An 11,915-nucleotide genomic window follows, 5' to 3' on the forward strand; every position below is an offset into this window, starting at 1 on the left:
CTCCATCGCCAGCTCGGCCACCTGCTGGTGCAGCTGACTGCCGACCAGCTTGAGCATGGACGGCGCGACCGGATCGCACGGGCCCGGCCGGCCTGACGGCAGAGCGGCCAATTCCAACTGCTCGAAGGCGTCCAGATCGACGGCCAGGCCGGCCAGACGCGTGCGCAGGCCAGGTTCGGCGTTCGGCCCGGCCAGGGTCAGCGCCTCGGCGGTGTGGCGAAAGGCCCGACGCACCAGGGCGGCCGGGGTGTTGTTGGCGCGGGCCAGCTGCATCAGCCGCTTGGCCATCGACCAGCCGTCGTTCTCGGCCCCCACCCGATCGGCGACCGCGACCGGCACGTCGTCAAAGAACACCTGGTTGAACTCATGCTGTCCCGCCAGGTCCAGGATCGGCGAAACCGTCAGGCCGGGGCTGTTCATGTCGATCAGCAGGAAGGTCAGGCCCTGCTGACGCCGCGGCCCGTCGGCGGTGCGGAAAATGCCGAACATCCGATTGGCCAGATGGGCGCCGGTGGTCCAGATCTTCGTGCCGGTGATGCGATAAACCTCGCCGTGGCGCACCGCGCGGCAGGACACGGCCGCCAGGTCAGACCCCGCGCCAGGTTCCGAGAACCCCTGGCACCAAAGGTCCTGGCCCGACAGGATCGGCTCCAGATAGCGCGCCCGCTGCGCGTCGTCGCCCTGTTCGATCAGCAAGGGACCCAGGCTGCGCAGACCGGCGGCGAACAAGACCGGCGCATCGTTCAGGGCGCATTCGCGGTCGAACAGGAAGCGTTGACGGGGGCTCCAGCCGGTGCCGCCCCAGGTCCGCGGCCAAGCCGGAGCGATCCATCCGCGCGCGAACAGCTTGGCGTGCCAGGCGCGGCACGCCTCGATGTCGGAATGGACGCCCAGGGTTCGTCGCCCGGCGGTCCGCAGGTCGGGTGTGAGCGCCTCCGCCAGGAAGGCGCTCACCAAGGCCAAGAAGGCCTCGTCCGACATGGACCGCACCGAAGCTGGACTCGGGAAGGGGATCGATTGACGAACCACGAAGCCGGCCCTTCAGACCGCGCGACCCGCGGCCCTCGAACCCTAGGTCGAGCTTTCGTCCGAAACTTTGATCGATCGCAAGGCTCGAAACCAAGATCGCCGTTCGTCGATTTGACGCCCGACAGGGTGATGGCCGCCAAGCGTGGTGCGCCTGGACTCCAAAACCGACGGCAAGTCGTGGACCTGGGCCGCGCCCCAGCCCACGATCGGCTTGATTTGATCTGACGCAAGGCCTGAATGTCGAAATCCACCAAGGTGCCACGCCATGACCGAAGACTCTCATTTTCAACAGCTTCTGAGCATCGCGGCCACCCAGGCCCAGCCGCATCGCCTGCTGTTCGTGTTCGCCGCCGCCGAACTGCCCGATCATCCGACAGAGGCGCAACGCGAAGCCTTCGCGGCCGGCCGCGGGGGCGCCTTGGCGCCGCGGATGTGTGTCGACAAAGGCGTGGGCGAGTTGAAGGACTTCGCTGGCCTGGCGGCCGAATCCAAGACCGCCGGACCGCCGTGGCAGGTGGTGTTCGCCGCCGCCCTGCCTGGCCTCAACGGTCTTGCGCCGACCAAGGCCGAGATCGACGCGGCGCTCAAGACGATGGTCGAAACCCTCCGCGTGGGCGGCGTCGACAAGTATGCGGCCTTTGACCAGGACGGCGAGCCGCTGCGCTTGCGCTGAGCCGCCGCCCCGCGCGCCTGGAGATCGCATGGCCTATCGTTCAACCAAGACCTACGGCGCCGATCGCGGACTGTCCTGCGCGCTGCGGCAGTGGGCCGCCGACAGCCATTGCCAGCTCCTTCACGGCTACTCCCTAGGCTTCAAGTTCACTTTCGCCGCTGAGCAACTGGACGCGCGTGGCTGGGTGGTCGATTTCGGGTCCGGCGGCTTTGGCCCCATCCGCGAATGGCTACACGCGACCTTTGACCACACGCTTCTGGTGGCGCGGGACGATCCGGCCCGGGCGGAGCTCGAGCGATTGGCGCAACTGGGCCTGGCCCAGGTCCGGGTCATTCCGGGCGTCAGTTGCGAACACCTGGCCGCCTACGCTTTTTCCGAAACCCAGCCGCTGATCGACCGCGCGACCGGAGGCCGGTGCTGGATCGCCTCGGTCGAATGCTTCGAACACGGCGCCAACAGCGCTATCTACGAAAATCCAATGGCGGTGCTGCGCGACCTCTCGGCGGAGGTTCTGACGTCCGTGATGGACGCGCTGGCCTAGGCGCCGATGGCGTCATGGCTCAGTCCGCCCGATTGTCCGTCGTGCATTCCTCGGCGGGCGTCCTATATCTGCGATCTCGCCGCCATCGGATCGCGCCATGACCAAGCCCCTGAAGATCGACTTCGTCTCCGACGTCTCCTGCCCCTGGTGCATCGTCGGCCTGGGCGGGCTGGAGGCCGCGCTCGAGCGGGTCGGCGATCTGGTCGACGCCGAGATCCATTTCCAGCCTTTCGAACTCAATCCGGACATGCCGCCCGAGGGCCAGAACATCGTCGAGCACGTCGCCGAGAAGTACGGCGCGACTCGCGAGCAGTCGGCGGCCAACCGCCAGGCCATCCACGACCGTGCCGCCTCGGTGGGCTTTTCCATGGTCACCGACGAGAACAGCCGAATCTACAACACCTTCGACGCCCATCGCCTGCTGCACTGGGCCGGGCTGGTCGGTGACCAGAAAGCCCTGAAGCACGCCCTGTTCGAGGCCTATTTCACCGACAACCAGGATCCGTCCGACCACGAGGTTCTGGTCGCCGCCGCCATGAAGGCGGGGCTGGACCCGCACGCCGCCCACCAGGTGCTGAGCTCGGGCCAGTACGCCCAGGAGGTCCGCGCCGCCGAACGCCAGTGGCAGGCGGCGGGAATCAGTTCTGTGCCGGCCGTGGTGATCAACGACCGCTATCTGATCTCCGGCGGTCAGCCGCCGGAGTATTTCGAGCAAGCCCTGCGCCAGATCGCCGCCGAGGCCTGACCAGCGTTCGGTCAGATATATTTACTTCAAAGCGGAGCCTTAGTCCGTCGGGCGCGTTCATTCTCCGAACGGGGACTATCGCATGACCAATCCGACTTCGGCCAAGACCACTTTTGAGCGCGAGCTCGTCAGCCTGATCCCTCACCTGCGCGCCTTCGGCCGCTCCCTCACCGGCAACGCCAGCCACGGCGACGACCTGGCTCAGGACGCCCTGGCCAAGGCCCTGGCCTCGCGCGAGTCCTACCAGCCGGGCACGAATATGAAGGCCTGGACCTTCATGATCCTTCGCAACGTCTTCTATTCGGAGAAGCGCCGTTCGTGGCGCTCTTGCGCGCTGGATCCCGAGGTCGCCGAGCGGACGCTGGTTTCGGTGTCTAATCCGACCGCGGCCCTGGAGCTGGACGAGATGCGCCGGGCGCTGGACATGCTGCCGGCCGACCAACGCGAAGCCCTGATCCTGATCGGCGCCGCCGGCATGTCCTACGAGGAAGTCAGCGAAGTGACCGGCGCGGCCCTGGGCACCATCAAGAGCCGTGTCAGCCGCGCTCGCGACCGCCTGGCCCTGATCTTCGCCGAAGGTCACATCACCGAGGACCAGAAGCCGGCTCACGCCGCCATGGCCTCGATCTTCCGGCAGATCGACCACTACCGGACGGCCCGCGCGGCCTAACCGGCGAGTTCAAGGCAAAATAGGGGCGGCGCTTAGTGCGCCGCCTTTTTGCGTGGGATCAGATGGATCACGCCGACGATCACGCCGCCCACGATCAGCCCGACCACCGCCGAGCAAGCCGCCATGGCCAGCCAGCCGGTCACCACCCCGATGCCGGGAACCTGCGCGGCCCAATGCGAGGCGGCCTCGACCCAGTGCGGCACGGGGGTCAGGTGGAAGTGCTCCAGGCCATGGACGATGATGCCGCCGCCGACCCACAGCATCGCGGCGGTGCCGATCACCGTCAGGGCCTCCATGGTCACCGGCATGGCCTTGACCAGGCCTCGCCCCAGGGCGCGGGCCCCGGCGTTGGACCGCTGGGCCAGGTGCAGCCCGATGTCGTCCATCTTCACGATCAGCGCGACCACGCCATAGACCGCGATAGTCAGCAGCACGCCGACCAGGGCCAGCGAGGCGGCCTGGATGGCCAGAGGCTTGTCGGCCACGTCGGCCAGGGCGATGGCCATGATCTCGCCAGACAGGATCAGGTCGGTGCGGATCGCCCCGCCCACCTTCTCGGCCTCCAGCTCGGCGCTGCTGAGCGCGAAGTCCTCGACCTCGTCGCCAACCACTTCGTGCTCGACGAAGGCTTCGATGATCTTCTCGGTGGCCTCGAACGCCAGATAGGCCCCGCCGACCATCAGGATCGGCGTCACCGCCCAGGGCGCGAAGGCGCTGAGGACCAGGGCGCCCGGCAACAGGAACAGCAGCTTGTTGCGGAACGAGCCGACCGCGATCTTCCAGACGATCGGCAGTTCGCGATCCGGCGTGAACCCCATGGCGTAGCCCGGGGTGACGGCGGTGTCGTCGACCACCACGCCCACGGCCTTGGTGCCCGCCTTGCCGGCCGCCGCGCCCACGTCATCCAGCGAGGCGGCCGCCAGCTTGGTGATGCCGGCGATGTCGTCGAGAAGGGCGGCGAGGCCGGAGGGCATGGGCGGAGTCTCTGTTCGCGTTGATGTCCTACGCGAATAGACTGGTCCGCGCGCTCCGGTCGAGCCCTAACCCTTGTTCAGGACGGCGTCGGCTTTCTTGTCGATCCGCTTTTCCTCGGCCTTGGACACGCGGCCGGCCTTCACGGCCTGGCCGGCGCGGGCCTTGGCGTTGCGGGCATGGGCCTTGTTCTCGATCGGATAGGCGCGCTTTTCGGGCTCGGCGAAGGCCTTGTCGGGCAGCTTGTCGCGTTTCTTGGCGTCGAGTTCGGCCATCGCGACTATTCCTTCGGATGGGCCAGGCCAAGGGCCTCGACGGGCGCGTCGTCGTCGCTGTCGTCGCCGTCGGGGGTGACGATCTCGGCCGGCTCGTCCTGCCGGGCCAGGTCACGGGCGCCGACGCCGCCGCCCTGCTGGATGTTGCGATTGGCCTCGACCGTCGAGGGGTCGTAGGTGTCGTCGGCTTCGTCGCCGTTGGTGACGTCAGGTTCGGCCATGGGAATTCTCCGGATGTCGTCACAAGCCAACGACCGGCGTCGCCCCGGCGTTCCCCCTGACCGCCTCTCAGATTCCCTGCAGCGGCCGTCAGAATAAAATCAGAGCCTGTGGCAGTTGCGATACCGCCGCGACAGACCAGATATGCGAGACGCCGACGCGGGGTCGGCGAACCCTTCACGGACCACCTCATGCCCACACTGTTCGATCCGCTCGTCCTCGGCGACCTTGAACTGCCCAACCGCGTCGTCATGGCGCCGCTGACCCGGCTGCGGGCCGGTCCGACCCAGATCCCCAACGCCTTGATGGCCGACTACTACGCCCAGCGCGCCTCGGCCGGTCTGCTGATCACCGAGGGCGTGCCGGTCGTCCCGCAAGGCGTCGGCTATCAGGGCGTACCGGGCATCTGGTCGCAGGAGCAGGTCGAGGGCTGGAAGCTGGTCACCAAGGCCGTGCACGACAAGGGCGGCCGCATCTTCATGCAGATCTGGCACGTGGGCCGGATTTCCGACCCGTCGTTCCACGGCGGCGCGGCGCCCGTGGCCCCCAGCGCCATCGCGGCCAAGGGCCACGTCAGCCTGCTGCGTCCCGAACGCCCCTACCCCACGCCCCGCGCCCTGACGACCGACGAAGTGGTCGGGGTTGTCGAGGCTTTCCGCAAGGGCGCGGAGAACGCCAAGGCCGCCGGCTTCGACGGCGTCGAGATCCACGGCGCCAACGGCTACCTGCTCGACCAATTCCTGCAGGACGGTTCGAACCAGCGCACCGACCGCTACGGCCGCTCGATCGAGAACCGCGCCCGGCTGATGCTTGAGGTCGCCGACGCCGCCGCCTCGGTGTTCGGCCCCGGCCGGGTCGGCATGCACCTGGCCCCGCGCGCCGACAGCCACTCGATGGGCGACAGCGACCTGGCCGCGACCTTCGGCTATGTGGCCAAGGAACTGGGCAAGCGCGGCATCGCCTTCCTGTGCGCCCGAGAATATGACGGCCCCGACAGCCTTGGCGCCGATCTGAAGAAGGCCTTCGGCGGCGTCTATATCGCCAACGAGAAGTTCACCGCCGCCACCGCCCAGGCGGCCCTGGACGCGGGCAAGGCCGACGCCGTCGCGTTCGGCAAGGCCTACATCGCCAATCCAGACTTGGTGGAGCGCCTGCGGCTTGGCGCGCCGCTGAACGATCCGGACCCGACCACCTTCTATGGCGGCGACGGCCGGGGCTATGTCGACTACCCCGCTCTGAAGACGCCCGTCGCGGCCGCGGCCGAATAGCCAAAGCGCCCAAAAGGCAGGGATTTTCGCCTCGGTCCGTATCCGCTGCGCCATTTACCGCGTTGGGTCTTCACCATACGCCGCGTAGCGGATACAGGCTTGGGCATGAGCAAGACCAACAATCACTGGAAGACCGTCCTGCAGCGCGGCGCCAACGCCCTGGCCTTCCGGATCACCAGCCCGCCCAACGCCGTCAAGCCGACCCTGGTGGCCGAGCCCGCGCCGCAAAAGCGCGCCCTGCCCATCACGGTCTATCAGGCGGTGTCCGTTTGCGCCCTGGTCGACAGCTGGGTGGCGGTCGGCGAAGGCGAGGTCCTGATCGACCGTCCCGCCGTTCTCATCCGGCAAAAACTGGTGACCGCCAAGGCCGCTGAACCGATCGGCAGCACCCAGTCGCCGTTCTCGACCGGCTACGCCGCCGACTACCGGTTGGAACTGGCCCGACTGGCCTGGCTGGCGATCATCGCCGACCCGGCGGGCCGGCTGGAAGCGCTGGCCGCGGCCTATGCGCCGCCGGAGCCTCAGGTGAAGCTGGTTTAAGCGCCCCGCCCTACCAGGCCCCCGTATTCGGCATCGAGGCCCAGGGCTCGGCCGGTTCCAGATTGCCGTCCTGCAGCAGTTCGACCGAGATGTTGTCGGGCGATCGGACGAACGCCATGTGCCCGTCGCGCGGCGGGCGGTTGATCGTCACGCCCATGTCCATCAGCCGTTGGCAGGTCTGGTAGATGTCGTCGACCCGATAGGCCAGGTGGCCGAAATTACGCCCGCCCTGATAGTCCTCGGAATCCCAATTGTAGGTCAGTTCGACCAACGGCGCCTTGCGCTCCTTGGCCAGCTCGACGTCCTCGGGCGCGGCCAGGAACACCAGGGTGAAACGCCCCTTGTCGTTCTCCATCCGATACATCTCGGTCAGGCCAAGGCCTTCGCAATAGAAGCGCAGCGAAGCGTCGAGGTCCTTCACGCGGACCATGGTGTGCAGATAGCGCATGGGCGGCTCCTAAGGTCGGATGGGCGTGGCGCAGGATACAGCGGGGGCCCGCCGCGCCGCATCCCACATTTTATCGAGAAGACCGACCGCGAGGCCTATTCGCCGGCCCGCGCGGCCTGGCCCTGCAGAACCTGTTGGGCCTGCTCCACCGCGTCCATCAGATGGCCCAGGGCCAGGCCCTCGGGACTGTCGGCGCGGTAGATCTCGCGCAGGGCCGGCACCCGGTCCTTGCAGGCGGCCATGGCGTCCAGGGCTCGATCGATCTTTCGCGTCAACATGACAGTAACCGCCGTTTTTGTTCTATCTTTGTTCTAGCTTGGCGGTTTTCGGAATTCAATCTCCAACCACTTCGGCCGCCACCGGTTTCTCCCGAGTCTGTCGCCGCCACAACGCCGCGTATTCGCCGCCGGCCTCCAAAAGGGCCGCATGGCCGCCACGCTCCACAACCTTTCCCCGGCGCAGCACGATGATCTCGTCGGCGTCGGCGATCGTCGACAAGCGGTGGGCGACGACCAGCGTCGTGCGCCCGGCCCGCGCCTTGCGCAAGGTGGCCTGGATGGCGGCCTCGGTGCGGCTGTCCAGGGCGCTGGTCGCCTCGTCCAGGATCAGCACGCGGGGGTCGGCCAGCAAAGCCCGGGCGATGCCCACGCGCTGGCGCTCGCCGCCCGACAGCTTCAGCCCGCGCTCGCCGACCTTTGTGGCCATGCCCTCGGGCAGACTTCGGATGAACTCGCCCAGCTCGGCCGCCTCGGCGGCGGCCCAGACCTCGGCCTCGGAGGCGTCGGGGCGGGCGAAGGCGATGTTGGCGATCAGGCTGTCGTTGAACAGGGCCACGTCCTGGGGCACCAGGGCCACGGCCCGACGCAGCGAGGCCTGTTTCAGCGCCTTTAGGTCGTGGCCGTCCAGGGTGATCCGGCCGGCTTGGGGATCGATCATCCGCAGGGCCAGGCGCACCAGGGTGGTCTTGCCGGCCCCGGACGGGCCGACGATGGCCACCGTGGTCCCCGGCTCGGCCGAGAAGCTCACCTCCGCCAGCCCTTCCGACCGCGCGCCGTGCTTGAACGACACCGCCTCGAAGGCCACCGCCCCGCCGCGCTGGTCGGCCGAGGGCGGCAGGTCGATGGCGTCGGGGGCGTCGGCGACGTCGGGCCGCTGGCGCTGCAGGTCGAGCATGGCCTCCATGTCGATGAACGATTGGCGGATCTCGCGATAGGCAAAGCCCAGGATGTTCAGCGGGCCGTACAGATTGACCAGGATCAGCACGGCGGCGGTGACATCGCCGGGGCCGATCCGGCCCGCGGCCGCCTCGGCGCCGGCCAGGACGGCCATCATGCCCAGGCCCAGGCTCATCACCGCCGACTGCACGGTGTTGAGCAGGGTCAGGGAGTTGGTGGCCTTGACGTTGGCCGCGCCATAGGCCGCCAGGGCGGTCTCATAGCCGCCGACCGCCCGCTCTTCGGCCCCGAAGGCCTTGACCGTTTCGTAGTTCAACAGCGCGTCCACGGCCCGGCCGGCGGCTTCCGCGTCGGCCTCGTTCATCACCCGGCGATGGCCGATCCGCCAGTCCGAGATCGTGAAGGTCACCACGCCGTAGATCACCACCGTGACCACCGCCGTCAGGGCGAAGCGCCAATCATAGGCCTTGGCCAGCACGATGGCGGCCATGATCAGCTCGACCGCGGTCGGGGCGATGTTGAACACCAGGCCGCGCAGCAGGAAGTCCATCGACCGCGCGCCGCGATCGATCACTCGCGACAGCGAGCCCGTGCGCTTGGTCTGGTGGAAGTCGATCGACAGCGACAGGGCGTGGGCGAAGGTCTCGACCGCCGCGCGGGTCTGGGCCGCCTGGGCCACGGGGGTGAACACCGCATCGCGCGCTTGCGGCGCGACGGCGGCGATGAAGCGGATCAGGGCCCAGCCGCCGGCCAGGGCCGCGAAGCTCAAGCCCACCTGGACCGCCGCCCCCTGCCCGGCGCTCAGCGTATTGACCGCCTTGCCCAGCAGCAGCGGCGCGATCACGCCCAGGAACTTGCCGACGAAGGTGAAGACCAGGGCCAGGGTCACGCGCCAGCGCAGCCCGGGAGCCTTGGAGCGCATGACGAGACTGAACAGGTCCGCCAGGGCCTTCCAGCCATTGGCCTTGACCTCGGGGGCCGCGATCGCGCCCGCCACCGCTCCGGATCGCGCCATGCCCCTCACTGAGCGCCGCCCAGCAGTTGGGTGGTCTGCAGGCCGCCACCGGGCGTCATCCAATCGACGCGCCAGCCCGCGGCCGAGAGCGTGGAACGCATCGGCCCCGCGGTGGCGGGCAAGGGCTGACTGACGTCGACGACCACCTGCTGCTCGCCGCCCTCGCCCGCCACCTGAATCGTGTGGGCGCCTTCCGCCAGGGGCTGGTCGAGCGAGATCGAGAAGCGGCCGTCCGCCCCCACCTTGCCTTCGCCGCGCGTGGCGCGATCGACCCTCACCCCCAGGCCCGCCCCCGGCGTGCCGACGCCGGACACCACGGCCCCGCCGCCACGGTCATAATCGATCGCCAGAACGTGGGGCGACAGCGAGACCTGGCCTAGCACCTCGGCCCCGGCTCCGGCCCGCAACAGCGCCGCGACACCGCCCGGCGCAACCATCAGATAGCCCTGAGCCTGCACGGTCCGACCGTCGATCGTCATGGACAGGCCATAGAGCCGCGGCTCGGCCGCCAAGGGCGCTAGGAGCCGCCAGGCGCCGGCCGCGTCGGTCTTGCCCATCAGCACCTCGCCGGTCGGTGCCCCCAGCCTCACGCTGGCCAGAGGCTCGGCCTGGCCCGACAGCGCCACCGCGTCTCCCTGACGGATCGCCGAGACCACGCGCGGCGGCTTGAGATAGCCGGCCTGGGACGAAGGCTGCTCGGTCTTGGTCGCCGCCGGATCGCGTCTCCAGCCTTGGTCCTCGCCGCCGCAGGCGCCCAACGTCGACGTGGCCAGCACCGCCACGACCCACGCTGACTTGAGGGGGGACGACTTGAAACCGATCTCGCGAATCCTGATCATGGCGTATCCAACGACCGACCACGCCCCGGCGGCCTGCTTCTTGGGTGTTCACGTGCGGCGCGCCGACCTTGCCAACAAGGACCGGCGCGCTGTTTATTTTTCTGGAGTGGACGACGATGCCCGACCTGTCCAGCGGACAAACCGGCGACGCCAAGGCGGTCTGCGTCTATTGCGGTTCGTCCAATGCGGCCGACCCGGCGTTTCTTGAGGCCGCGTTCGAGATCGGCGGCGATTTCGCCAAGGCCGGGTTGAAGCTGGTCTACGGCGGCGGCGGCGTGGGGCTGATGGGCGCGACGGCCCGCGGGGCCCACGAGGCCGGCGGTCAGGTGCTGGGCATCATTCCGGATTTCCTGCGCGGTCGCGAGCAGCCGTTCGACGATGTCGAGACCGTGGTCGTCACCTCGATGCACGAGCGCAAGATGATGATGTTCGAGCGTTCGGACGCCTTCGTCGTGCTGCCCGGCGGCATCGGCACGCTGGAGGAGATCATCGAGCTGTTGTCCTGGCGCCGCCTGGACCTGCATCGCAAGCCGATCGTCTTCCACAATCCGGGCGGCTTCTGGGACCCGCTGTTCGCCCTGCTGCGGCACACCATCGACCAGGGTCTGACGCCGCCGGCCTTGGCCGACTGCTGGCGGGTCGAGGAAAAGGCCGGCGACATAACACCTTCCCTACTGGCCTGGCTGGCGGAAATCGGGCAGGAAGACGCGTTTTCAAACGTCCGTTTGTTGACTTAGTTGCCAAATGCAACGCATATAACTGCAGCCGATCTCCCAATGTCGGCCTTAGGGGATAGTAGGAAACAACCATGCGTATCTTTGTGACCGCGCTCGTCGCGGCCTCCGCCCTTTCGACCGGCGCTTTCGCCGCCGAAGGCGCTGTTCTCAAGCTCAAGACGCCCAGCAAGGCCCCCACCCTGATCCAGGACGGCGCCCAGTGGCGCTGCGCCGGCGACGTCTGCGCCGCGCCCCAGGTCAAATCCCTGCCGATCAGCCGCGCCTGCCGCAAGCTGGCCGCTGAACTCGGCGCGGTCGTGACCTTCAACTATCGCGGCGAAGAGCTGGACGCCGCCGGCATCGCCGACTGCAACACGGCCGCCAAGCCGTAAGCGCCTGTCCAGGCTTTTGGGCTCGAACCTCAAGATGAATACAGGGGCGGCCCGCTTGGCGGACCGCCCCTTTTTCTCGCCTACTTGCGGCCGGAGGGCCTGGGCTCGGTCACCGTCGGCTTCGGCGCCGGCCTTCCTCCGACCAGCATCCCGCCGATCAGGGCGAAGGACAGCATGGCGTGGCTCATTCTCGATACGTTCATTTGGCGGCGTCTCCCAGACTTGCTTGAAAAACAGGCGGGCCGTTGGACCAGGAGACGCGCGCGGCTTACAGGGGCTGCCCCCTCTTAGTCGTCAGCGCGTCGTCGGGAATCATGCGCCCGAGCTTGTGAAACGCAAGAAAAATCATCCGAACACTGACGAATTCCGCCTACGGACAATCGACGTTTCCCTTGCCG

Annotated in this window: 17 protein-coding genes; 8 read left to right on the forward strand and 9 right to left on the reverse strand. The window is 68.1% G+C overall.

Going from position 1 to position 11,915, the window contains the following annotated elements:
• Positions 1-963: acyl-CoA dehydrogenase family protein (locus tag WAL33_RS09160; RefSeq protein WP_422180630.1), on the reverse strand; the 963-nt coding region annotated here is incomplete at its 3' end.
• Between the two features lie 331 nt (positions 964-1,294).
• Between WAL33_RS09160 and WAL33_RS09165 the strand changes: the two genes are divergently transcribed.
• From WAL33_RS09165 to WAL33_RS09180, 4 genes are all read left to right on the forward strand, one after another.
• Complete coding sequence (locus WAL33_RS09165) at positions 1,295-1,702, forward strand: ribonucleotide reductase subunit alpha (RefSeq protein ID WP_422180632.1); 408 nt, start codon at positions 1,295-1,297, stop codon at positions 1,700-1,702.
• Positions 1,703-1,730: 28 nt separating this feature from the next.
• Positions 1,731-2,243 carry a 6-pyruvoyl trahydropterin synthase family protein gene (locus WAL33_RS09170; RefSeq protein ID WP_422180634.1) on the forward strand — a complete coding sequence of 171 codons (513 nt, stop codon included), beginning with the start codon at positions 1,731-1,733 and terminating at the stop codon, positions 2,241-2,243.
• Between the two features lie 97 nt (positions 2,244-2,340).
• Positions 2,341-2,988, forward strand: coding sequence for a DsbA family oxidoreductase (locus WAL33_RS09175; RefSeq protein ID WP_422180636.1), 648 nt, complete (start codon positions 2,341-2,343; stop codon positions 2,986-2,988).
• Between the two features lie 82 nt (positions 2,989-3,070).
• Positions 3,071-3,658, forward strand: coding sequence for a sigma-70 family RNA polymerase sigma factor (locus tag WAL33_RS09180; protein ID WP_422180638.1), 588 nt, complete (start codon positions 3,071-3,073; stop codon positions 3,656-3,658).
• 32 nt (positions 3,659-3,690) lie between these two features.
• On the opposite strand, the gene WAL33_RS09185 is transcribed toward WAL33_RS09180, so the two are convergent.
• The 3 genes from WAL33_RS09185 to WAL33_RS09195 form a co-directional block, all read right to left on the reverse strand.
• Complete coding sequence (locus WAL33_RS09185) at positions 3,691-4,632, reverse strand: DUF808 domain-containing protein (RefSeq protein WP_422180639.1); 942 nt, start codon at positions 4,630-4,632, stop codon at positions 3,691-3,693.
• Between the two features lie 66 nt (positions 4,633-4,698).
• Positions 4,699-4,905: a hypothetical protein gene (locus WAL33_RS09190; protein ID WP_422180641.1), complete on the reverse strand. Its 207-nt coding sequence runs from the start codon at positions 4,903-4,905 to the stop codon at positions 4,699-4,701.
• A 5-nt stretch (positions 4,906-4,910) separates the two neighbouring features.
• Positions 4,911-5,126 carry a hypothetical protein gene (locus tag WAL33_RS09195; protein WP_422180643.1) on the reverse strand — a complete coding sequence of 72 codons (216 nt, stop codon included), beginning with the start codon at positions 5,124-5,126 and terminating at the stop codon, positions 4,911-4,913.
• Between the two features lie 189 nt (positions 5,127-5,315).
• Here WAL33_RS09195 and WAL33_RS09200 point away from each other — a divergent pair, with 189 nt between their 5' ends.
• On the forward strand, positions 5,316-6,392 hold the full coding sequence (locus tag WAL33_RS09200) for an alkene reductase (protein ID WP_422180645.1): 1,077 nt from the start codon (positions 5,316-5,318) through the stop codon (positions 6,390-6,392).
• A 105-nt stretch (positions 6,393-6,497) separates the two neighbouring features.
• Positions 6,498-6,932, forward strand: coding sequence for a hypothetical protein (locus WAL33_RS09205; protein ID WP_422180647.1), 435 nt, complete (start codon positions 6,498-6,500; stop codon positions 6,930-6,932).
• Between the two features lie 10 nt (positions 6,933-6,942).
• On the opposite strand, the gene WAL33_RS09210 is transcribed toward WAL33_RS09205, so the two are convergent.
• From WAL33_RS09210 to WAL33_RS09225, 4 genes are all read right to left on the reverse strand, one after another.
• On the reverse strand, positions 6,943-7,380 hold the full coding sequence (locus WAL33_RS09210; protein ID WP_422180649.1) for a VOC family protein: 438 nt from the start codon (positions 7,378-7,380) through the stop codon (positions 6,943-6,945).
• Positions 7,381-7,475: 95 nt separating this feature from the next.
• Entirely contained in the window at positions 7,476-7,658 is a 183-nt protein-coding gene (locus tag WAL33_RS09215) for a hypothetical protein (RefSeq protein WP_422180651.1), read from the reverse strand.
• Between the two features lie 55 nt (positions 7,659-7,713).
• Positions 7,714-9,645: an ABCB family ABC transporter ATP-binding protein/permease gene (locus tag WAL33_RS09220; RefSeq protein ID WP_422180661.1), complete on the reverse strand. Its 1,932-nt coding sequence runs from the start codon at positions 9,643-9,645 to the stop codon at positions 7,714-7,716.
• Positions 9,576-10,409, reverse strand: coding sequence for a hypothetical protein (locus WAL33_RS09225; protein WP_422180653.1), 834 nt, complete (start codon positions 10,407-10,409; stop codon positions 9,576-9,578). Before WAL33_RS09225 ends, WAL33_RS09220 begins: the two co-directional genes overlap by 70 nt.
• A 116-nt stretch (positions 10,410-10,525) precedes the next feature.
• Between WAL33_RS09225 and WAL33_RS09230 the strand changes: the two genes are divergently transcribed.
• Both WAL33_RS09230 and WAL33_RS09235 read left to right on the forward strand, forming a co-directional pair.
• A complete protein-coding gene (locus WAL33_RS09230) occupies positions 10,526-11,146 on the forward strand; it encodes a TIGR00730 family Rossman fold protein (RefSeq protein ID WP_422180655.1) in 621 nt (206 codons plus the stop codon).
• Positions 11,147-11,217: 71 nt separating this feature from the next.
• The gene (locus WAL33_RS09235; RefSeq protein WP_422180657.1) at positions 11,218-11,517 is read left to right on the forward strand and encodes a CC_3452 family protein; all 300 of its coding nucleotides are present in this window, start codon (positions 11,218-11,220) and stop codon (positions 11,515-11,517) included.
• An 80-nt stretch (positions 11,518-11,597) separates the two neighbouring features.
• On the opposite strand, the gene WAL33_RS09240 is transcribed toward WAL33_RS09235, so the two are convergent.
• On the reverse strand, positions 11,598-11,720 hold the full coding sequence (locus WAL33_RS09240) for a hypothetical protein (protein WP_422180659.1): 123 nt from the start codon (positions 11,718-11,720) through the stop codon (positions 11,598-11,600).
• Positions 11,721-11,915: the final 195 nt, after the last annotated feature.

The sequence above is a fragment of the Caulobacter sp. genome (assembly GCF_049283275.1).
Taxonomy (GTDB): domain Bacteria; phylum Pseudomonadota; class Alphaproteobacteria; order Caulobacterales; family Caulobacteraceae; genus Caulobacter.

Excerpts from the sequence above, each read along its gene's own strand:
- WAL33_RS09165 (WP_422180632.1), top strand. The coding sequence starts at position 1,295 with ATGACCGAAGACTCTCATTTTCAACAGCTTCTGAGCATCGCGGCCACC.
- WAL33_RS09170 (WP_422180634.1), top strand. The coding sequence starts at position 1,731 with ATGGCCTATCGTTCAACCAAGACCTACGGCGCCGATCGCGGACTGTCC.
- WAL33_RS09175 (WP_422180636.1), top strand. The coding sequence starts at position 2,341 with ATGACCAAGCCCCTGAAGATCGACTTCGTCTCCGACGTCTCCTGCCCC.
- WAL33_RS09180 (WP_422180638.1), top strand. The coding sequence starts at position 3,071 with ATGACCAATCCGACTTCGGCCAAGACCACTTTTGAGCGCGAGCTCGTC.
- WAL33_RS09185 (WP_422180639.1), bottom strand. The coding sequence starts at position 4,632 with ATGCCCTCCGGCCTCGCCGCCCTTCTCGACGACATCGCCGGCATCACC.
- WAL33_RS09190 (WP_422180641.1), bottom strand. The coding sequence starts at position 4,905 with ATGGCCGAACTCGACGCCAAGAAACGCGACAAGCTGCCCGACAAGGCC.
- WAL33_RS09195 (WP_422180643.1), bottom strand. The coding sequence starts at position 5,126 with ATGGCCGAACCTGACGTCACCAACGGCGACGAAGCCGACGACACCTAC.
- WAL33_RS09200 (WP_422180645.1), top strand. The coding sequence starts at position 5,316 with ATGCCCACACTGTTCGATCCGCTCGTCCTCGGCGACCTTGAACTGCCC.
- WAL33_RS09205 (WP_422180647.1), top strand. The coding sequence starts at position 6,498 with ATGAGCAAGACCAACAATCACTGGAAGACCGTCCTGCAGCGCGGCGCC.
- WAL33_RS09210 (WP_422180649.1), bottom strand. The coding sequence starts at position 7,380 with ATGCGCTATCTGCACACCATGGTCCGCGTGAAGGACCTCGACGCTTCG.
- WAL33_RS09215 (WP_422180651.1), bottom strand. The coding sequence starts at position 7,658 with ATGTTGACGCGAAAGATCGATCGAGCCCTGGACGCCATGGCCGCCTGC.
- WAL33_RS09225 (WP_422180653.1), bottom strand. The coding sequence starts at position 10,409 with ATGATCAGGATTCGCGAGATCGGTTTCAAGTCGTCCCCCCTCAAGTCA.
- WAL33_RS09230 (WP_422180655.1), top strand. The coding sequence starts at position 10,526 with ATGCCCGACCTGTCCAGCGGACAAACCGGCGACGCCAAGGCGGTCTGC.
- WAL33_RS09235 (WP_422180657.1), top strand. The coding sequence starts at position 11,218 with ATGCGTATCTTTGTGACCGCGCTCGTCGCGGCCTCCGCCCTTTCGACC.
- WAL33_RS09240 (WP_422180659.1), bottom strand. The coding sequence starts at position 11,720 with ATGAACGTATCGAGAATGAGCCACGCCATGCTGTCCTTCGCCCTGATC.